Origin of the sequence: Desulfuromonas acetexigens (assembly GCF_900111775.1) — a bacterium.
GTDB lineage: Bacteria > Desulfobacterota > Desulfuromonadia > Desulfuromonadales > Trichloromonadaceae > Trichloromonas > Trichloromonas acetexigens.
The window spans coordinates 33,997-54,115 of sequence record NZ_FOJJ01000001.1; the positions used below are offsets into that span (position 1 = coordinate 33,997).

The 20,119-nt window shown below is 60.2% G+C and carries 16 protein-coding genes; 15 read left to right on the top strand and 1 reads right to left on the bottom strand.

Annotated features, from left to right (window positions below; all coding sequences use genetic code 11):
- Positions 1-144: 144 nt before the first annotated feature.
- From nadC to BQ4888_RS00210, 8 genes are all read left to right on the top strand, one after another.
- Positions 145-969: a carboxylating nicotinate-nucleotide diphosphorylase gene (gene nadC, locus BQ4888_RS00175; protein WP_092052167.1), complete on the top strand. Its 825-nt coding sequence runs from the start codon at positions 145-147 to the stop codon at positions 967-969.
- 18 nt (positions 970-987) lie between these two features.
- Positions 988-1,989, top strand: coding sequence for a biotin--[acetyl-CoA-carboxylase] ligase (locus tag BQ4888_RS00180; protein WP_092052169.1), 1,002 nt, complete (start codon positions 988-990; stop codon positions 1,987-1,989).
- A gap of 42 nt (positions 1,990-2,031) precedes the next feature.
- Entirely contained in the window at positions 2,032-2,811 is a 780-nt protein-coding gene (locus BQ4888_RS00185; protein ID WP_092052171.1) for a type III pantothenate kinase, read from the top strand.
- Positions 2,812-2,944: 133 nt separating this feature from the next.
- On the top strand, positions 2,945-5,029 hold the full coding sequence (fusA, locus tag BQ4888_RS00190) for an elongation factor G (protein ID WP_092052174.1): 2,085 nt from the start codon (positions 2,945-2,947) through the stop codon (positions 5,027-5,029).
- 91 nt (positions 5,030-5,120) lie between these two features.
- Positions 5,121-6,377 carry an SPOR domain-containing protein gene (locus BQ4888_RS00195; protein WP_092052175.1) on the top strand — a complete coding sequence of 419 codons (1,257 nt, stop codon included), beginning with the start codon at positions 5,121-5,123 and terminating at the stop codon, positions 6,375-6,377.
- Between the two features lie 65 nt (positions 6,378-6,442).
- On the top strand, positions 6,443-7,471 hold the full coding sequence (locus BQ4888_RS00200; protein ID WP_092052178.1) for a hypothetical protein: 1,029 nt from the start codon (positions 6,443-6,445) through the stop codon (positions 7,469-7,471).
- A gap of 169 nt (positions 7,472-7,640) precedes the next feature.
- On the top strand, positions 7,641-8,090 hold the full coding sequence (locus BQ4888_RS00205; RefSeq protein WP_092052179.1) for an MOSC domain-containing protein: 450 nt from the start codon (positions 7,641-7,643) through the stop codon (positions 8,088-8,090).
- Entirely contained in the window at positions 8,087-8,578 is a 492-nt protein-coding gene (locus BQ4888_RS00210) for a MogA/MoaB family molybdenum cofactor biosynthesis protein (RefSeq protein ID WP_092052181.1), read from the top strand. Before BQ4888_RS00205 ends, BQ4888_RS00210 begins: the two co-directional genes overlap by 4 nt.
- A gap of 112 nt (positions 8,579-8,690) precedes the next feature.
- Here BQ4888_RS00210 and BQ4888_RS00215 read toward each other — a convergent pair whose 3' ends face one another.
- A complete protein-coding gene (locus BQ4888_RS00215) occupies positions 8,691-9,473 on the bottom strand; it encodes a ZIP family metal transporter (protein WP_092052183.1) in 783 nt (260 codons plus the stop codon).
- A 149-nt stretch (positions 9,474-9,622) separates the two neighbouring features.
- On the opposite strand from BQ4888_RS00215, the gene BQ4888_RS00220 reads away from it, so the two are divergent.
- The 7 genes from BQ4888_RS00220 to BQ4888_RS00250 all read left to right on the top strand — a co-directional run bounded on the left by BQ4888_RS00220 (position 9,623) and on the right by BQ4888_RS00250 (position 19,941).
- Positions 9,623-10,798, top strand: coding sequence for an ISNCY family transposase (locus BQ4888_RS00220; RefSeq protein WP_092052186.1), 1,176 nt, complete (start codon positions 9,623-9,625; stop codon positions 10,796-10,798).
- A 108-nt stretch (positions 10,799-10,906) separates the two neighbouring features.
- Positions 10,907-12,262, top strand: coding sequence for a sigma-54 interaction domain-containing protein (locus BQ4888_RS00225; RefSeq protein ID WP_092052188.1), 1,356 nt, complete (start codon positions 10,907-10,909; stop codon positions 12,260-12,262).
- A 243-nt stretch (positions 12,263-12,505) separates the two neighbouring features.
- Positions 12,506-12,964, top strand: a complete 459-nt coding sequence (gene nrfH / locus BQ4888_RS00230) for a cytochrome c nitrite reductase small subunit (protein WP_092052190.1) — start codon at positions 12,506-12,508, stop codon at positions 12,962-12,964.
- Positions 12,965-13,013: 49 nt separating this feature from the next.
- Positions 13,014-14,540: an ammonia-forming cytochrome c nitrite reductase subunit c552 gene (locus BQ4888_RS00235; RefSeq protein WP_092052193.1), complete on the top strand. Its 1,527-nt coding sequence runs from the start codon at positions 13,014-13,016 to the stop codon at positions 14,538-14,540.
- A 90-nt stretch (positions 14,541-14,630) separates the two neighbouring features.
- Complete coding sequence (locus tag BQ4888_RS00240; protein WP_092052195.1) at positions 14,631-16,697, top strand: putative bifunctional diguanylate cyclase/phosphodiesterase; 2,067 nt, start codon at positions 14,631-14,633, stop codon at positions 16,695-16,697.
- A gap of 298 nt (positions 16,698-16,995) precedes the next feature.
- Positions 16,996-18,651 (top strand): AMP-binding protein, encoded by a 1,656-nt coding sequence (locus BQ4888_RS00245; RefSeq protein WP_092052197.1) that lies wholly within the window; start codon positions 16,996-16,998, stop codon positions 18,649-18,651.
- 99 nt (positions 18,652-18,750) lie between these two features.
- Entirely contained in the window at positions 18,751-19,941 is a 1,191-nt protein-coding gene (locus BQ4888_RS00250) for a M24 family metallopeptidase (RefSeq protein WP_092052199.1), read from the top strand.
- Positions 19,942-20,119 lie beyond the last annotated feature (178 nt).

Consider the following 20,119-nt stretch of genomic DNA (forward strand, 5'->3'; position numbering starts at 1 on the left):
AGCACAACCACTGAAAATGTAAAGATTAAATCAACGGTCCCGAAGGGGAGGGTAAGATTGCCGGCCTTCGGGCTTTTCAGTTGCGAGGGCTTTTGTTAATGTGCTATATAAAAAGCGTTTTCAATATGTTAGGCAGGAGCGCAAATGTTTGAAATCGATCGTATCATCCAGACGGCGTTGCAAGAGGATATCGGCCTGGGGGATGTCACCACGCTGGCCACGGTAGCCCCGGGGACTCCCGGTCGGGCGCAACTGGTCGCCAAGGAGGATTTCGTCCTGGCGGGCATTGATGTCGCCGCCCGGGTTTTTCGGCTGGTCGGTGATGGGGTCGCCTTCGAGAAGATTATCGAAGACGGCCGTGCCGTCGACCGTGGTCAGGTCCTTGCCTGGATCAAGGGAGAGGCGGCGCTGCTGTTGCAAGGGGAACGGGTCGCGCTGAATCTGCTCCAACGCATGAGCGGCATCGCCACCCTGACCGCTCAATACGTCCGCGCCGTCGAGGGCACCCGGGCGACCCTGGTCGATACCCGCAAAACCACACCGGGACTGCGCGTCCTTGAAAAATACGCGGTGCGCATGGGCGGCGGGCGCAACCATCGCACCTCCCTGTACGACGGCATCCTCATCAAGGAAAACCACATTGTCGCCGCCGGCGGCATCGCCGTCGCCATTGAGCGGGCGCGCAATCGGGCGCCCCACACCCTGCGCATCGAAATCGAAACCCAGAACCTCACCGAAGTGGCCGAGGCGCTGGAGGCCGGAGCCGATATCATCCTGCTCGACAATATGGATATCCCCATGCTCGAGGATGCCGTCCGGCTCATCGACGGGCGGGCGTTGTCCGAAGCCTCGGGCGGGGTCAATCTCGATACCGTGCGGGGCATCGCCGAAACCGGCGTCGATTTCATTTCCGTCGGGGCCTTGACCCACTCTTACCGCTCCGCCGATATTTCCATGCTCTTTCAATAAGGACAGGCCATAGACCCCATGGGGCAACGACTGGAACACGAAGACATCCTGCAACTCTTTCGCGCTCATCCCGGGACGCTGCTGTCCGGGGAGGAGATCAGCCGAAAGCTGGGGGTCTCGCGTACCGCCGTCTGGAAAAAGATCCGTCATTTACGGTCTCTTGGCTACGCCATCGAAGCGCTCCCTTCCCGGGGCTACCGTTTGACCTCCTTGCCCGACGTTTTGCTCGCCGAGGAGGTGCGGGCCGGTCTCGATACCCGCATCATCGGTCGGGAACTGGTTTTTTTCGACGAAACCGACTCGACCAACCTGCGCGCCCGCGAGCTCGGCGATAACGGCCATCCCGAAGGGACGGTGGTGATCGCCGACCGACAGACAGCGGGAAAAGGCCGCCTCGGCCGCTATTGGGCCTCGCCGCCGGCCGTCAATCTCTACACCTCGATTTTGCTTCGCCCTCCGATTCTCCCTTACGATGGTCCGCAACTCACCTTTCTCTCCGCCGTGGCCGTGGCCCGGGCGGTGGAGGAAATCGGCGGTCTCCGGCCGCTGGTCAAGTGGCCCAACGATGTGCTCCTGGGCGGCCGCAAGGTCGCCGGTCTGCTCAACGAAATGAATGCCGAAACCGAGGGGGTGCGTTATATCGTCCTTGGCATCGGCGTCAACCTGAATATGCGTCCCGAGCAATTCCCCGACGATCTCCGCTATCCGGCGACCTCCCTGGCCATTGAAACCGGCCGCGAAGTCTCCCGCCTGGCCTTCGCTCGCGCCCTCTATCGCCATCTGGACAGCCTCTACGGCGAATATCTGACCTCCGGTTTTCCCCCCGTCATTCGCGCCTGGGAAGAGATGTGCGACCTCATCGGCCGGGACGTGGAGGTCGACTGCCAAAGCCGACTGATCCGGGGGCGAGTCGAAGGGCTCGACACGGACGGCGGCCTGCTGGTTCGCGCCGAAGGTACCCTCGAAAAGATTCTCGCCGGGGATGTCCGACCCCTGGAGCGGACATCGCCCAAGGGATGATGCCGAAAACCTCAACCACTTAAATGGATATGCGACTACTCCATGCTTCTGGTCATCGACATTGGTAACAGCAATACGGTTCTCGGTCTTTACGACGGCGAAACTCTGGTTCGTAACTGGCGGATCACCACCGACAAGACCCGCACCACCGATGAGTACATCGTTGTCATCGAGCGCCTTTTCAGCCTTTCCGGGCTGGCCTTCGCCGAGGTCGACGATGTCATCATCTCCTGTGTGGTGCCGTCGGTCCTCGACACCTTCGTGCAACTCTGCCAGTCCTGTTTCAACAAGCCGCCCTACGTCGTCGGTCCCGGGATCAAGACCGGCATGCCGATTCTCTACGACAATCCCAAGGAGGTCGGCGCCGACCGCATCGTCAACGCCGTGGCGGCCTTTGAAAAATACCGTCGCGCCCTGATCGTCGTCGATTTCGGCACGGCCACCACCTTCGACTGTATCTCCGCCCGGGGGGAATACCTCGGTGGCGCCATCGCGCCGGGGGTGGCTATTTCTGCCGAAGCGCTTTTCATGCGGGCGAGCAAACTGCCCCGGGTCGATATTCGCCGGCCGCCTCAGGTCATCGCCAAGAACACCGTCAACAGCATGCAGGCCGGTATTTTTTATGGTTATGTCGGGCTGGTCGACGGCATTGTCGTGCGCATGAACCGGGAACTGGGGGAGGCGGCGCTGGTCGTCGCGACGGGCGGTCTGGCGCCGCTGGTCGCCGGTGATTCCCAAGGCATCGACGAGGTCGAGCCGATGCTGACCCTGGAGGGATTACGGATCATCTATTGTCGCAACAAAGGAGCTAAAACTTCTTAATAAATAAGCAGAATTTGTTTGTTTGACTTTTGCGGGTCGAATAGAGATTGCCGGGGTTGGTCCCCGTATCCGTTGTTTCCTGACGTCAATCCTGTAGCTGGTTTCACCCTGAGGTGAACTGTAAGGAGGAATCATGGGAAAGTATGAAACGGCCAAACTGCGTAACCTGGGAATTGTCGGGCAAGGGGATGCCGGAAAGACATCCCTGACTGAAGCGATCCTCTACAACACCGGCATGACCGATCGTCTCGGCCGGGTCGATGACGGCACTTCGACCATGGACTTCGAGCCGGAGGAGATCAAACGGCAAATCACCATCAGCTCCAGCCTCAACCATTGCGAGTGGGGCGATTGCAGCCTGCACATCGTCGACACCCCCGGCTATACCAACTTTCTTCACGATACCCGCAACTGCATGCGCATCCTCGGCGGCTCGGTCCTGGTCGTTTCCGCCGTCGATGGGGTCAAGGCCCAGACCCTGAAAATCTGGGAGTGGGCCAACGAATTCGAGGTGCCGCGCATCGTCTTCGTCAACAAGATGGATCGCGACCGCGCCGACTTTCTCAAGGCGGTTGACGATGTGCAGAAGAGTCTCGATACCCGGGCCATTGCCATCGCCATGCCCGTCGGTTCCGGCGAAGACTTCAAGGGGATCATCGACCTGATCGACATGAAAGCCCGATTCTTCAAGTTCGACGGGAAGGGGACCTATGATGAAACGGAGATCCCCGCCGAGTATCTGGAGGAAGCCCAGCGCCTGCGCTTCAGTATGGTCGAAGCGGCGGCCGAGGCCGACGACGAGTTGATGGAGAAATACCTGGAAACCGAATCCCTTGATCGCGACGAACTCCTTCGCGGCCTGCGTGAAGGCACCCTGACCAGGGTCTTCACCCCGGTTCTCTGTGGTAGCGCCACCGCCAATATCGGCGTACGCAACCTGCTCAACGCCATCGTCAACTGCCTGCCGTCCCCCATCGACAAGGGCATCCAGTATGGTACCAATCCTAAAAACGGCGACGCCGATCAGCGCCGCCCCGATCCGAAAGAGCCTTTTTCGGCCATGGTCTTCAAGACGATCAGCGATCCCTACGCCGGCAAACTGACACTTTTCCGCATCTATTCGGGGACCCTCAAGAGCGATTCGACGGTTTATAACCCGAACAAGGACACCACCGAGCGCATCGGCCAGATCTTCGAACTGGAAGGAAAAAAACAGCATGCCCTGACCGAGGCCGAAGCCGGTGATATCGTCGCCGTCGCCAAGCTCAAGGAAACTGCCACCGGCGATACCCTCTGTGATACCGCCAAGCCCATCGTCTTTGAGAGCCCGCTGGCCCTCAAGCCCGTCATCTCCTTCGCCCTTGCGGCCAAGAGCAAGGGGGACGAAGACAAGATCATGAGCTCGCTGCACCGGATCATGGAGGAAGACCCCACCTACAACGTACAGCGGGATGAAGAAACCAAGGAGATGATCCTCTCCGGCATGGGACAGGTCCATGTCGAGGTCGCGGTGGAAAAGCTCAAGCGCAAGTTCGGCGTCGAGGTCCTGCTCAAAGAGCCGAAAGTGCCCTATCGCGAAACCTTCAAAAAGACCGTCAAACAGCACTATCGTCATAAAAAGCAATCGGGCGGACGCGGTCAGTTTGCCGACGTCCATATCGAAATCGCTCCCCTGCCGCGGGGCGCGGGCTACCAGTTCATCGACAAGGTCGTCGGTGGCGTCATTCCCCGGCAGTTCATTCCGGCGGTCGATAAGGGGATTCAGGAATCGATTAAACATGGAATTCTGGCCGGTTATCCGGTGCAGGATTTCTCGGTAGCCCTCTACGACGGATCACATCACAGTGTCGACTCGTCGGAAATGGCCTTCAAAATCGCCGGATCGATGGCCTTTAAAAAAGGCATGGAGGAGGCCGGCCCGGTTCTGCTCGAACCGGTGATGCACATGGAAATCACCGTCCCCGACGATTGCGTCGGTGACGTCATCGGCGACATGAACTCCCGGCGCGGTAAGGTCCTCGGCGTCGAACCCCAGGGGGGGAGCCAGAACATCGCCGTGCAGGTCCCCATGGCCGAAGTCCTCAAGTATGCCCCCGAGCTGCGCTCGATGACCTCGGACCGGGGTCTTTTCACCATGGAATTTTCCCACTACGAAGAAGTGCCCGCCCACTTGACGGCCAAGATTCTGGCCGAGCACAAGAGCGCGGCGGCGGAATGATAAGACGCCGGCGGCCCTTCCAGGGGGGCCGCCGGTTTTTTGAAGAATTAGGCGCGCTTCCAGGCTAATCGAAGAAGACAGGAATAAGACGATGAAGGACGATGACGACAAGGTGAAGGACGACGACAAGGATTTTACCTTCGGGCAGTTCGATGACGATTTCGATACCGATGACGGCTGGGGCAAATTCGACGCCGAATCCGGGGGGGATTTCACTCTTGCTGAGGAGCCTTCCGACGACAGCCTCGCCGATGACGGCGAGTTGAGCAAAAAAAACTCCCCGGTAGGGGACTCCTCCCGGTCTCTTGGGGAGGAAGAGCTTCCCCGCAGCAAGCCTTCTCGTTCCTCGTCGCGCATGATCTACTACGGGGCACTGGTGATGCTTTTGTCCGCCGTAGGCTTCTACTATTTTACCTCCAGCCCGGTGCCTCCCGATGCCCGGCTGAAGGTCGAACCCCTGCCGAGCAGGCAGACTCTGGAGATGCCGGAACGCCCCGAAGGGGGCTCGGTGAGTGCCGGCGCCGGCGCGGCGCAACAGGTCGCGGAAGGTCAGGTGGCGGTGTCGACCGAAGCCCCCCGTGGAACTCTGCAGGAAATCCCTCCGACGGTGGCGCAACCGATCGGTTCCGCCTGGACCCCGGATGCGACGGCGCCGCCAGAGGCCCCCGCACCGGTCGAGGCTCAGGCGCGTCCGACGGAAAGCGGCAAGGTCGAGCCGCCGGTTACGGGGACGGTTGCAACCGGGAAAGAGACCGTCAAGGTGGCCCCCGCTCCGGCGAAGAGTCCGAGTCCGGCGCCGGTGAAAACCGGGACGGAAAAACCCGTAGCGCCGGCGAAACCCGCGCCGGAAAAAACGGCAGTAAAAAAACCAGCTCCCGCTCCGGTGGCCACCCTGGGCGGGCCTTACCTGATCCAGGCCGGTGCCTATGGCGAAACGACTAACCGCGATCAGGCGATTGCCAAAATCAAAGCGCTGGGCTATGAGGCGCAGGTGACGCCTCTGAGCAAAACCCTGCCCATGACCCGTCTTCTGATCGGCGTTTATCCCCCCGCAACCGCACGGGCCAAGGCGCAGGAACTGGAACCCATGGTTCCCAAGAATTTCACTCTGCCCCGGGGGGATGCCCTCGCCCTTTATGCCGGTTCGTACAATGATACGAACAAGGCGCAGGCCGCGATCCAGGCCTTGGCGGCGCGGGGCGTGTCGGTGACCGAGGAACGGGCCGAAGTGAAAACCACCTTGTGGCGCGTCTCCTTCGGTGGATTTGCCGACAAGACGCAAGCGGAAAAAGTCGCCGATCAGGCTCGGGCCGCCGGCCTGGAGGCGCGGGTACTGCGCAATCCATGAGGTGGGGATGAGGAAACGGCAGGGCTGGCAGCTTCCCCCAGTGATTGCAAGGATGGAGGTCAGGGATGCCCCAATCCGGAACTAAGCCGAACCAGCTGATGGTTTCACCGGCAGTGGTGCGGCTGGTCAAGGAGGCTTCCCGCGAGGAGCAGTTGGCGGCGTTGCGCGGCGAGGCCGCCCTCTCCCTCAAAGATCTGCTGACGGTCTACCTCTTTCTTTTCCAGAGCGCCGACCGGATGGTCAAGGAGGCGGTCATTGCGGCCCTGTCTGCCACAGACAGCGGTGAACTGGCCGATCTCATCACCGCCGAGGGGGAATTGCACCCCAAACACCTGGAACTCATTGCCCGGGTCCGCCTGGAGGATGTCCGGGTGGTCGGCGCTCTGTTCAAATCCCCCGAAATCACCTTGCCGACCCTGATCAATATTGCCACCCATTGCCGGGGACCGGTCTTCGCCCTCTTCGCCTCCAAGCAGCGGTTGCTGGAAAGTGCCCCTGAGCTGCGCGCGGCGCTGATCGCCAACCCTCGGGTCGACGCTGAAACCAAGGCCCATCTCGGCTTGCCAGTTTCGCCGCCGGTGCCCGAACCTGAGACGCTGCCTGATGATGACGGGGACGAAGTCGAAGTCGCCGGGACCGAGGCAGAGGACGATCAGGCCGAGGAAGATTCAGTCAATCTCTCCAAATACCAGCAATCGTTGGAAATGCCCGTCGCCGAAAAGATCAAGATGGGGCTCACCGGCGACAAGGAATGGCGCAGCATACTGATCAAGGAGGCCAACAAGCTCGTCTCCGCCGCTGTCCTGAAAAATCCCCGCATCACCGACGGCGAAGTCCTCGCCATCGCCAAGAACAAGAGCTCGAGCGAAGAACTGATCCGGCTGATCACCCTCAACAACGAATGGCTGAAAAACTACGAAATCAAACGGGCGCTGGTCATGCACAATCGCACGCCGCTGCCCAAAGCCCTTCGTTTCATGAGCATCCTCAGCGAAAAGGATATCAAGGCCCTGGCCAAGAGCCGGGATGTGTCGTCGGTGCTGGTCAACAACGCCCGGCGCATCCTGCAGGCCAAGGAACAAAAAGGGAAGTAGCCCTTCGGCTGCGCTCAGGGACCACCCTTCGACCGCACCCTGAGCGGAGTCGAAGGGAGCGCGAAATCGAGAGTAGAAGACGGGATGCTTTGGCAAAAAGTGCCCTGTCGGATGTTAACAACACAGCCGTTGGTGACTTTTTGCGACGCCATCAACCAAGGAGTCGTTCATGATTGAAGGGAAAATCGTCGCGGTTTGTCTCAGCCCCGGCAAAGGGGAGCGCAAGAAGGATGTGGGGCAGGGGGAGTTGCTGGAAAACTTCGGTCTGGCCGGGGACGGTCATGGCGGTGACTGGCATCGCCAGGTCAGTTTGCTGGCCTTGGAGAGTATCGCCAAGATGCGCGCCGCTGGCCTTTCCGTCGGTCCCGGCGATTTCGCCGAAAATCTCACCACCGAGGGGATCGAACTCAACACCCTACCGATCGGCACGCGGCTGCGGGTGGGGGATGGAGCTCTGCTGGAAGTGACCCAGATCGGCAAGGAATGCCATACCCGCTGCGCCATCTATCATCAGGCCGGCGACTGCGTCATGCCGAAGGAGGGGATTTTCGCTCGGGTTCTGCAGGGTGGGCCGGTGCGCTCGGGGGATGTCCTGCGGGTTGAGGAGGCGCGGCCATGACCGATTTCGCCATCGGTGTCCTCACCCTCTCGGATAAAGGGGCGCGGGGCGCCCGGGAAGACGAGAGCGGCAAGATTTTGCGGGAGATGGTCGCCGGACTTGGCGAGGTCAAGCGCTATCAGGTGATTCCCGACGAAGAGGAACTGATCGTCTCCACCCTGGTCGACTGGGTCGACAGCGCGGGGCTCGATCTGATTCTCACCACCGGCGGCACCGGTCTCTCCCCCCGCGACCGCACCCCCCAGGCGACAGCCCGGGTCCTCGATTACGACATCCCCGGCATGGCCGAGGCCATGCGCCAGGCGAGCCTGGCGAAAACCCCCCACGCCATGCTTTCCCGGGCGCTGGTCGGGGTACGTCGCCGCTGCCTCATCGTCAATCTCCCCGGAAGCCCCAAGGGTGTACGGGAAAATCTCGACGTGCTGTTGCCGGCTTTGCCCCACGCCCTGGCCAAGCTCAAGGGCGATCCGTCTGATTGTGCTAGGTAGGGAGTGGGGAGTGGGGAGTGGGGAGTGGGGAGGAATGAGGAATGAGGAATGAGGAATGAGGAGGGTTCATCATTCATCACTCATCATTCATAACTGTCCTTTGCTCCGCCGATCAGTGCCCGTGGCCGAGCCAGCCGACCGCCATCGCCGTCAGAATGCCGCCGACCAGGGCGAAGCTGCCCTTAATTCCGCGCACCCGGTGGGATTCGGGAATGAGGTCAGAGGCGGCGATGTAGATGAAGGAGCCCGCCGCCAGGGCCATCATCACCCCGAGAAAATCCTCCGGCACATGGCGTAGCAGGGCGTAGGAGGCGACGGCGCCGACGGGAATGGCCAGGGCCACGCCCAGGGTGTAGAGGATGGCGCGGCTCTTGGGGTAGCCGTAATGGAGCAGGATGGAGAACATCGAGACTCCGGACGGTAGCTTGTGGGAAATAACCGCCAGGGCCGAGAGCAGACCGATCTGGGCGTCGATTTCGAAGCCGGTGCCGATGATCAGACCGTCGATCAGCGAATGCAGCCCCATGCCGAAGAAGGCGACCAGCCCCATGGGGTGGGGATTGGCGCAGCAGTCGTCGTGGCTGTTGGGAATGTCCACATGCAGGTGCCGGGTCTGTTCGTGATCGGAATGAAAATGCAGATGGTGTTCGAGAAAATAGAAGACCACGAAGGAGACCAGCAGATAGAGGGTGGCGTGCTCGTTCAGTTCCAGGGCCTCGGGCAGGATGTGCAGAAAGCCGATGCCGAGCAGGACCCCCGCCGAGTAGGAGATCAGGTCGTTGGAATTGCGCCGGCTCCACTCCTCCTTGAAGAGGATCAACGCCATGCCGAGCAATGTGGCCAGGGCGGCGAGAAGGGAAAAAAGAATCACACTGGTCCAGTGGTTTGCCATCATTTTAAGATCTCCCGTGGAAAAGGCGGTCACTATAGTCAATATCGGACGGTAAGACAAGGCCGGAAACCGTCCTCTGTCGTGAGCAAATAAACTGTCCGGACTTGTAGCACAAGGTATGTCCAGTTCATGGTTGTCCAAGGAGGATACCCATGAACCGGACGCAATTGCTACAGGAGACCCGGAAAATGCACTTCGAAGAAATATTGAGCCTTCGGACTAAACACCGACTGACCCAAGAGGAGGCGGCCCGCATGTTGGGCGTCAGTGACCGCACTTTTCGCCGCTATGTCGACCGCTACAACGAAGGCGGCTTGGACGGCTTGCTCGACAAGCGTCTGACACAGGAGTCGGCCCGCAAGGCCCCGGCGGATGAGGCGATGGCGCTGGTTGACCGCTATCGGTCTCAGCATAAGGGCTGGAACGTCATGCATTTCCATGCCTGGTATCAACGGGATGGCGGCACCCGCAGTTACTCTTGGGTCAAAAATCAACTTCAGGCCGCCCAGGTGGTTCCCAAAGGGAAAAAACGCGGCGCACACCGCAAGAAGCGAGAACGTTCGCCCCTGCCGGGGATGATGATCCATCAGGACGGCAGCACTCACGAATGGGTTCCCGGCAAGAAGTGGGACTTGATCGTCACCATGGACGATGCTACCAACGAGCACTACAGCATGTTCTTTACCGACGAAGAGGGAACTGCCAGCAGCTTTGCCGGGGTCAAGGACGTCCTCCTCGCGCGCGGCCTGTTCTGCTCCTTTTATAGCGATCGAGGCAGTCACTATTGGCATACACCCGAGGCCGGTGGCAAGGTCGACAAGAAAAACCTGACTCAATTCGGCCGCGCCATGCATCAATTGGGCATCGAGATGATTCCCGCCTACTCCCCCGAGGCCAGGGGGCGTAGTGAACGAGCGTTTTCCACCCACCAGGATAGGTTGGTGAAGGAGTTGGCTTTCTTTGGCATCACCGAGATGGCGGCGGCCAATCACTACCTGCGGGAACGCTATCTTCCTGCGTTCAATGCCGAGTTCATGGAACCCGCCCCCGAGCAGGGTTCAGGGTTTGTCCCGCTGCTCAACGCCCAGATCAATGACATCCTCTGTGAGCAGCACGAAAGAACCGTTGGCCGAAACAACTGCGTGACGTTCGAACGCATCACCCTTCAGATCCCACAGAATTCGCACCGCTGTAACTACATCAAGGTCAAAGTCCGTATCCACCGCTACCCGGACAGATCCCTGGCGATCTTTCATGGCCCGAGGAAGTTGGCCGATTACCACCCGGACGGAAAAATCAAGGAGGGCCAAGATAAAGCGGCCGCATGAGGCCAAAACCGGACAATTCATTTGCTACAAATCCGGACAATTCTATTTGTTGACAACAGGCCGGAAACCGTCCTCTCTAGTCGATCGTCATCCCCCCAGGCACTTTTCATGAATCCCACCAACGAGCTATTCCAGGCCATCGTCAACGAAATGACCGAAGGGGTGATCTTCCTCGATGCCGAGGATCGCATCGCCTACCTCAATCCCGCCGCCGAACGGATTCGCCGGGTCTCCGCCGCGAAATTCATCGGCCGACCCATCCATGATCTGCATCCGGCCCGGACCTATGCGGCCGTCGACGAACTGCTGAACAGACTCAAGGAGGGACGGGCGGCGAGCCGGCACCGGGTTATCCAGGCCCAGGGGCGCTATTTCGACAACACCTACACGGCGGTGCGTGGTGCCGCCGGGGACTACCGGGGAACCCTGCTGGTCAGTCGGGACATCACCGAAAAGAAGGATCTCTCCGAGGAAAACCTGCAGCTGAAAAAGATTCTCGCCCGGCCCTTTGAACGCAGCGCTTTGATCGCCGAGAGCCCGGCGATCAAAGCGGCCCTGGCCATGGTCGAGGCGGTCGCCCCCCTCGATTCGACCGTGCTCCTCACGGGCGAGAGCGGTACCGGCAAGGAGCTTTTCGTCGAGCGCATTCACAGCCTCAGCCCCCGCCGCAGTGGCCCACTGATCAACGTCAACTGCGCGGCACTCCCCGAACATCTGGTCGAATCGGAACTTTTCGGCCACGTCAAGGGGGCTTTTACCGGCGCCGTCGGCGCCCATCCCGGCCGCTTCCTCCAGGCCCAGGGCGGCACCCTCTTTCTCGACGAGGTCGGCGATCTGCCCTTGGCCGCCCAGGCCAAGCTGCTGCGGGTGCTGCAGGAACGTTCGGTGCAGGCTGTCGGCGGTAAAGGGGAAACCCCCGTCGACACGCGCATTGTCGCCGCCACCAACCGTGACCTGGAAGAGGATGTGCGCCGTGGGCGGTTCCGTGCCGACCTCTATTTTCGCCTCAATGTCATTCCTATCCACATTCCTCCTCTGCGCCGACGGCCCGAGGATATCCTCCCCCTGGCCGAGCACTTTCTCATCCATTTCGCCCGTCGTATGAGCAAGCCGACCCCGCGTCTTTCTGCCGAGGCGCGTTCCCATTTGCTCGCTTACGATTTTCCCGGCAATGTCCGTCAACTCAAGCATGCCATGGAACGGGCGGTCGCCTTGGGGGACGGAGACGTCATCGAGATCGCTGATCTTCCCCGCGAATTCGGCGGGACGGTGCCTGAACCGGTCGGCGAGGTCGAGGTGGGGGATCTCAAGAGCGCGCTGCTCGCCTGTGAAGAACGCTGTCTGATCGCGGCCCTGCGTCGCCACGGGGGGCGTCGTACTGAAACCGCTCGCGCCCTGGGGATTTCCCGTAAGGCCCTGTGGGAGAAGTTGCAGCGTTTCGGACTCTCGGAGAAGTTACCCTAAGGTAACATTCCGGGGTGGGAGTGTTACTCTATCGTTACATCCTGGCCGTCATCGCGCTCCATAAATCGAACCCGGGAGATTTCTTTCGAAGAAATCCCGGGTTTTTTCATGGGTTACAAAAAAGTTTGGGGCCGGGTGCGTAATGGCACAGTTCTGGTAAAGTTAAAGGCACATTCATTACGAAGCTCGTATTCGCACGGCCGCTTATTGGTTACGTCATTTTTTTCGAGGGGAGGTGAAAGAATGGGAAAGTTCAATAAATACTTCTGGCTGGGGTTGGTCGGCATCGTCGTTCTGCTCGCGGTGTCGGCTTATGTCATGTTCGGGCCACCGAAAATGCTGGCCCGTAGCAGCGAACCCGATTTCTGCTCCGGTTGCCACGTCATGGAGGCGCAGTTCGATGCCTGGATTCATGTGGGCGCCCATCGCAGCATCAAATGTGTCGATTGCCATCTGCCGAACCAGAATGCCACCGTGCACTACATCTGGAAATCGATCGACGGCCTCAAGGATGCGGTCCTCTTCTATTCGGGGCAGGTTTCCGACGATATCGAGCTGACCAATCATGGCCGCAAGGTTTTGCAGGCCAACTGTATCCGCTGCCACGAAACGACCGTGTCGATGATCGACGACACCCGGGATTGCTGGAAATGCCACCGGGGCGTACAGCATCAGAACAGCGGCACGATTCAGACCCTCTAACGCCAAGCCCGGCCCGTTCACTTAGCAGAAAAAAAGGAGGCGAAAACTTATGTCCAGGAAATCCCCTATTTCAATTTTGTTGATGCTGGCGCTGGCGGCGCTGCTGATGGCCGGTTGCCAGCCGGAGAAGACCGAAGCGGTGCGTCCGGTGAAGATTGCCGACGGTGAAATCGATCCGGCCGAGTGGGGCAAGGCCTATCCGGTCCATTATGACCTGTGGAAAATGACCGAAGAGCCTCTGCCGGCGGGGAAGAGCCGCTATCGTAAAGGTTGGGACGCCGATGGCATCAACTACGACAAACTTTCCCAGTACCCTTTCCTGGCCCTGCTTTTTAACGGCTGGGGCTTCGGTGTCGCTTATTACGAGCCGCGTGGCCACGCCTACATGGTGCGCGACCAGCTCGAAATCGACTCCTCCCGCCTCGGTTCCGGCGGCGTCTGTCTGACCTGTAAAACCCCTTATGCCGCCAAGCTCGAAAAGGAGATGGGGGTCGATTATTACATGAAACCCTTCAATGAGGTGCTTGGTCAGATTCCTGAGAAACACCGCGAACTCGGCGTGGCCTGCGTCGACTGTCACGACAGCCAGTCGATGGCACTCAAGCTTTCCCGCGAATTCACCCTGGGCAAGGCCCTGGATGTCATCGGGGTGGACCGGAGCAAGTTGACCACCCAGGAAATGCGCACCCTGGTCTGCGCCCAGTGCCATGTGACCTATGCCATCCCCAAAAACGAGGACAAGAAATCGGTCGGCATTTATTTCCCCTGGCAGGGAAGCAAGATGGGTAACATCACTATCGAGAATATCATCGCCCAGTTCCGCAATGACCCCACCGTCAGGGAATGGAAACAATCCGTCACCGGCTTCCGGCTCCCCTTCATTCGTCATCCTGAATTCGAGCTCTACTCCAACAGCAGTGTCCACTGGATGGCCGGCGCTTCTTGCACCGACTGCCATATGCCTTACACCAAGGTCGGTTCGGTGAAGGTCTCCGATCACCGCGTCGCCAGCCCCTTGAAGTCCGATCTCAAGGCTTGTCAGCAGTGCCACGCCGAAGGGCCCGAGTGGCTGCGCCAGCGGGTCTATGACATCCAGGATCGCACCGTGTCGATGAAGATCCGCGCCGGTTACGCCAACGCCACCGTCGCCAAACTCTTCGAGATCACCCATAAGGCCCAGGAAGGCGGGGCGGTCATCGATCAGGCCCTTTACGATCAGGCCAAGGAATTCTATTTCGATTCTTTCTTCCGCCTGATCTTCATCGGCGCCGAGAACTCCATGGGCTTCCACAACCCGCCGGAAGCGGCCCGGGTCCTCTCCGACTCCACCGCTTTCGCCACCAAGGCCGAAGGCCTGCTGCGCCAGGCGTTGACCAAGGCCAATGTGGAACTGCCCGTCGAGATCGATCTCGAACTGGAAAAATATCTCAACGACCGCGGCGAGACCAAGGTTCAGTTCATGCCTGAACAAGTCGTTGCCGATCCCTTCGGTAATCAGGTCCGTTTCAATAGCAAATCCATGCCGGCCGGGGTACAGACTGAAAGCCCCGCTTCGCGGACGCAACCGGCCGAATAAGCAAGATCGGCTTCCCCGGTAACGGGGAAGGACGGCGCGGGCGGGAAGGACAACCCTTTCCGCCCGCGTCTCTTTGATGAGGGGGATATCATGGCTCGGTTGTTCGCGAGGGCGGAGGACACCTGCCTGTTGAAGATCGGCGCCGTACTTCTGGCTCTGATCTGGACCCTTTTGGCGGTCGCCGGTCTCTACTGGAATTATCGCAAGGAAGAGCGGGCAACAGTAGAGATGGCCAAGGTCCAGGCCCGCGCCCTGGCCGAGAAGATGGTCGTCTACCGCCACTGGAACGCCCGTCACGGCGGCGTTTACGTCGAAGCCGATGCCCAGACCCCGCCCAACCCCTATCTTGCCGATCTCCCCGAACGGGATGTGGTCACCCCCTCCGGGCGGTTGTTGACTATGGTCAACCCCGCTTACATGCTGCGCGAGGTCTTTCAACTCGAAGCCAGCCTGCTCGGCCTTTCCGGCCGCATCACCAGTACCCGCCCGATCAACCCCGCCAACACCGCCGATACCTGGGAACAGGCCGCCCTGCTGCGCCTGGCCGACGGCGACACGGAAGTTGCCGCGGTCCTGGACGGGGAGGCCGGCGACTTTCTCCGCTACATGCTCCCCTTGCGGACCGAGGCCGAATGCCTCCCCTGTCACGCCCACCAGGGCTACGAGATTGGCAACCTGCGCGGCGGGCTGAGTGTTTCGGTGGCGATCGATCCCCTGCGGGAGGTGCGTCGCCCTCAGCTCTGGCTGGCCCTTTTCGGGATCGGTTTCTTCTGGCTGCTGGGGCTGGGGATCATTCTCATCGGCGGTCGCCGCCTCGATCTCCAGGCGCGGCACCGCAACCGCGCCGAGGCCCGGGTCCGTTTCCTCGACCATCACGACCACCTGACGCTGCTCCCCAACAAGTCCGCCTTTCTCGCCGAACTGGAGCAGGAGATCGTCCGTTCGCGCCGGGTTGAATCGGGCTTCGCCCTGCTGCTGATCGACATCGACGGCTTCAAGAAGATCAACCAGGCCCTGGGGCATGGCCGTGGCGATACCTTGCTGCGGCAGCTCGGGGAAGAGTTGCGCCTGAAAGTCGGCGAGCGCGGCCTGGTCGGGCATTTCGGCGCCGGCGCTTTTCCGGTCCTCCTGCCGCGAACGGCTTCCCTGAGCGAAACCGGGCATCTGGCCCGGGAGCTGATCGAGTCTTTTCATGCTCCCTTTATGGTCGATGGCCAGGAAATATTCATCAGTTGCGGCTGCGGCATCACTTTTTACCCCAGCGATGGTGAAGAGGGGGCCGATCTGCTGCAAAATGCCGCCAGCGCTCTACAGGCGGCGAAAAGCCGGGGGCGGGGGCAAATCGGCTATTACGCCCCGGAAATGAACGACCGCGCCCTGGAACGGATGCGCCTGGAAAACGAACTGCGTCGGGCGCTCGACGGGGATGAACTGCTTCTTTATTACCAGCCCCAGGTCGATGCCGAAAGCGGGCAGGTGATTGCCGCCGAGGCCTTGATCCGCTGGCGCCATCCTCGATTTGGGCTCATCTCCCCCGATCGGTTCGTCCCGGTCGCCGAGGAAAGTGGCCTCTCCCTGGCTCTCGGCGACTGGGTGGTGGCTGCCGCCTGCCGGCAGTTGCGGGAATGGCGGCGGCAGGGGAGGTCGCCTGTGCCGGTGGCGGTCAATCTCTCCGTCAGCCAGTTTCATCGCCCCGGCCTCGACGAATTCATGCGGCGCCAGGTGGAAGAAGCGGGGATCGCCCCCGCCGATCTTATCCTGGAAGTCACCGAAGGCGCGTTGATGAGTCACACCCATCAGGTTCTCTCGGCTATGGCGAACCTTCAGGAACTAGGTTTCCGTATCGCCATCGACGACTTCGGCACCGGCTATTCCTCCCTCAGTTACCTGAAACACTTTCCCATCGATGCCTTGAAGATCGATCAGTCCTTCATCCGCGATCTGCCCGAGGATGGCGACAGCCGGGGGATCGTCTCGGCGATTATCGCCCTCGGGGCCAATCTCGGCCTGAAGGTGGTGGCCGAGGGGGTCGAGAAACGCGAACAGTTCGATTATCTTCTCTCCCGGCGCTGCACGATCATCCAGGGCTATTTCTACAGCCCGCCCCTCGAAGCCAAAGAGTTCGTCCAGTGGCTCGATGCCCGGGAGGGCCGCTGACCATTTTTGTCCCGTCCACAGAGGGTGTGGACGGCCATGTGGAAAAGTCCGGATCTTTTTTCTAACCTCCCGTGCCTCGGGATGAATTGGCCTTTTGCCTAAAAAATATGCAGCATCATTTTCCTCGTCCTCTCTCTAATCCTCGCTGCGTCTCTGCTCCCCCCTTTTTCATTGACTATTGCACCAGCCCTGTGATATTCAAAAAACCATTTTAAAAACAGTAAGATAACGTCTTCAAACCAAAGTTTCGCGAGACTGAACATGGGTTTGGTCCCACGCCTTGAAGGAGTTTTAAGCCATGTCGAACCTGCTGCATTTCACCTTGGGTGCCCTGCTTGAGGATACCGCCCGGCGCTTTCCCGACAACGATGCCCTCGTCTATCCCGATCGCGGCCTGCGCCTCAGCTACCGGGAATTCGACGCCCTCTGTGACCGGGTCGCCAAAGGGCTCATGGCCATCGGCGTCAAGAAGGGGGAGCATCTGGCGATCTGGGCGACCAACGTTCCCGAATGGGTGGTGCTGCAGTTCGCCACCGCGAAGATCGGCGCGGTGCTGGTGACGGTCAATACCAGTTACAAGTCGGCGGAGTTGGAGTACGTGCTCAACCAGTCCGACTCGACCACGCTCTTTCTGGTTCAGGGCTTCAAGGACACCAATTACGTGGAAACCGTCAACACGGTCGTTCCCGAGCTGACGAGCGCTCCTTTCGGGCAGCTGGCCTGCGCGAAACTCCCGTTTCTGAAAAATGTCATCTTCCTGGGCGGCGGCGCCCCCGCCGGCATGCTCGCCTACGCCGAACTGGAAAAACTCGGTGAAAAAATCACCGATGCCGAACTGGCGGCGGTGAAGGCCAGCCTCGACGAGCACGAGGTTATCAACATGCAGTACACCTCGGGGACGACGGGCTTTCCCAAGGGGGTCATGCTCACCCATCACAACCTCGTCAATAACGGCTTCAATATCGGCGAGTGCATGAAGTTCACCGAGCAGGACCGCCTCTGCATCCCGGTTCCCTTCTTCCATTGTTTTGGCTGTGTTCTGGGCGTGCTCGCCTGTGTCACCCACGGCTCGACCATGGTCCCAGTGGAGACCTTCAATCCCGAAGCGGTGCTCAAGGCGATCGAAGCCGAGCGCTGTACCGCCGTGCACGGTGTGCCGACCATGTTTATCGCCGAGATGGAACATCCCGCCTTCCGCAAGTACGACCTGTCGACCCTGCGCAGCGGGATCATGGCCGGCTCCCCCTGCCCGATCGAAGTCATGAAGCGGGTCATCCGCGACATGCACTGTTCCGAAATCACCATCACCTACGGTCAGACCGAGTCCTCTCCCGGCATCACCATGACCCGTACCGACGATCCCATCGAGCTGCGGGTGGCGAGCGTCGGCCGCGCCCTGCCCGATGTGGAAGTGAAGATCATCGATATCGAGACCGGCGCGGCTCTCCCCCCCGGCAAGCAGGGGGAACTCTGCACCCGCGGTTACCACGTGATGAAGGGCTATTACAAGATGCCCGAGGAAACGGCCAAGGCGATCGACGGCGACGGCTGGTTGCATACCGGCGACCTGGCGGTGATGGACGAGAACGGCTACTGCAAGATCACCGGCCGCATCAAGAACATGATCATTCGCGGTGGCGAAAACGTCTATCCCCGGGAGATCGAGGAGTTCCTCTACACCCATCCGAAGGTGGCCGACGTGCAGGTCTACGGCGTGCCCGACGCCAAATACGGTGAGCAGGTCATGGCGGCGGTCAAGATCAAGGATGGCGTGAGCTGCAGCGAAGAAGAAATCAAGGACTTCTGCCGGGGGCGTATCGCCAACTACAAGATTCCCTATTACGTCAAATTCGTCGATGAATACCCCATGACCGCCAGCGGCAAAATCCAGAAATTCAAGCTGCGGGAAATGGCCATCCGCGAACTCCGCCTCGAAGAAGCCGAGACGGCTTAAAAAACCAGGGGAAAGGATAAAGGCTAAAGGAAAAAGGTTTTTGGGCCTTTCCTTTAGCCTTTTTCCTCGATCCTTTAACCTTTTCCGAAGGAAAACCCCATGCGCCTCACTCCTGCGAGCGAACTGGAAGCTCGCTATAAAAAACTCCAGGTGCTGATGGAACCGGCCGGGCTCGATGCCGTGCTGATGATCCAGAGCGCCGATCTCTTCTATTTCACTGGTTCCGTGCAGCAGGGGGCGCTCTATGTTCCCGTCAGCGGCGAGCCCCTCTATCTGGTGCGCAAGGATTACGGCCGGGCGCGGATGGAGTGCGGCCTGCGCGAGGTCCATCCCTTCAAGAGCCCGAAAGACATCCCCGGGCGCCTCGCCGACTTCGGTTATCCCCTGCCTACGCGCCTGGGCATGGAGCTCGACGTGGTACCGGTGGCGCTCTTCCAGCGCTTCCAGGCGGTGTTGCCCGAGGCTAAAGTGAGCGACGCCACGCCGCTCATCCGCACCGTGCGGGCGGTCAAGTCCGCCTACGAAATCGACATCATGAAGGATGCCGCCCTGCAGGTCGATAAGGTCTACCAGCGGGCGAAAGAGGTCATCCGCGTCGGCATCACCGACCTGGAACTGGCCGCCGAGTTGGAGTTCGTCGCCCGCAAAGAAGGCCACCAGGGAATCACCCGCATGCGCGCCTTCAACAACGAACTCTTCTTCGGCCATATCTTCTCCGGCGCCGACAGCGCCGCCCCGGCCTTTCTCGACACCCCCCTCGGCGGCATCGGGGTCAACCCCTCCATCGGCCAGGGGGCGAGTTACAAGACGATCAAGGCCAACGAGCCGATCATCGTCGACTTCGCCGGCGCCTTCGACGGCTATCTCGTCGATCAGACCCGGGTCTTCTGCATCGGTGGCCTGCCCGAGCCGCTGCGTCAGGCCTACGTCGATATGTACCAGATCCAGAACCGGCTCAAGGAAATTGCCCGTCCCGGCGTCACCTGGGGCGCCCTCTACGACGACTGTCACCGCCTCGCCTGCGAACTCGGCTACGCCGATCACTTCATGGGTTCGAAGGGCGCGCAGGTTTCCTTCATCGGCCACGGCCTCGGCGTCGAAATCGACGAATACCCCTTCATCGCCCGGGGTTTCAACGAGCAGACCCTGGAAGAAAACATGACCTTCGCCTTCGAACCGAAAGCGGTCTACCCCGGCCTCGGCGCCGTCGGCATCGAAAACACCTTCCGCGTTGCCAAGGACGGGCTGAAACACATTACCTTCAGCAATGAGGAGTTGGTGGTTTTGTAAGGGCAGTGAGGAGTGAGGAGTGAGGGGAAATGATGAATGATGAATGATGAATGAAGATCACCGACCAGCCGTAGGGGCGCAGCATGCTGCGCCCGATTCTCACGGGGTACGAAAATAGACCAGGGCGCAGCATGCTGCGCCCCTACCGTAAAAACGGCCCCATCCGAGAACCGGATGG

Bases quoted from the DNA above. Each gene is read 5' to 3' on its own strand.
- BQ4888_RS00225 (WP_092052188.1), top strand. From the start codon at position 10,907: ATGAATCCCACCAACGAGCTATTCCAGGCCATCGTCAACGAAATGACC.
- BQ4888_RS00240 (WP_092052195.1), top strand. From the start codon at position 14,631: ATGGCTCGGTTGTTCGCGAGGGCGGAGGACACCTGCCTGTTGAAGATC.
- BQ4888_RS00185 (WP_092052171.1), top strand. From the start codon at position 2,032: ATGCTTCTGGTCATCGACATTGGTAACAGCAATACGGTTCTCGGTCTT.
- BQ4888_RS00215 (WP_092052183.1), bottom strand. From the start codon at position 9,473: ATGATGGCAAACCACTGGACCAGTGTGATTCTTTTTTCCCTTCTCGCC.
- BQ4888_RS00205 (WP_092052179.1), top strand. From the start codon at position 7,641: ATGATTGAAGGGAAAATCGTCGCGGTTTGTCTCAGCCCCGGCAAAGGG.
- BQ4888_RS00235 (WP_092052193.1), top strand. From the start codon at position 13,014: ATGTCCAGGAAATCCCCTATTTCAATTTTGTTGATGCTGGCGCTGGCG.
- BQ4888_RS00180 (WP_092052169.1), top strand. From the start codon at position 988: ATGGGGCAACGACTGGAACACGAAGACATCCTGCAACTCTTTCGCGCT.
- BQ4888_RS00210 (WP_092052181.1), top strand. From the start codon at position 8,087: ATGACCGATTTCGCCATCGGTGTCCTCACCCTCTCGGATAAAGGGGCG.
- fusA (WP_092052174.1), top strand. From the start codon at position 2,945: ATGGGAAAGTATGAAACGGCCAAACTGCGTAACCTGGGAATTGTCGGG.
- BQ4888_RS00200 (WP_092052178.1), top strand. From the start codon at position 6,443: ATGCCCCAATCCGGAACTAAGCCGAACCAGCTGATGGTTTCACCGGCA.
- BQ4888_RS00195 (WP_092052175.1), top strand. From the start codon at position 5,121: ATGAAGGACGATGACGACAAGGTGAAGGACGACGACAAGGATTTTACC.
- nadC (WP_092052167.1), top strand. From the start codon at position 145: ATGTTTGAAATCGATCGTATCATCCAGACGGCGTTGCAAGAGGATATC.
- nrfH (WP_092052190.1), top strand. From the start codon at position 12,506: ATGGGAAAGTTCAATAAATACTTCTGGCTGGGGTTGGTCGGCATCGTC.
- BQ4888_RS00220 (WP_092052186.1), top strand. From the start codon at position 9,623: ATGAACCGGACGCAATTGCTACAGGAGACCCGGAAAATGCACTTCGAA.
- BQ4888_RS00245 (WP_092052197.1), top strand. From the start codon at position 16,996: ATGTCGAACCTGCTGCATTTCACCTTGGGTGCCCTGCTTGAGGATACC.
- BQ4888_RS00250 (WP_092052199.1), top strand. From the start codon at position 18,751: ATGCGCCTCACTCCTGCGAGCGAACTGGAAGCTCGCTATAAAAAACTC.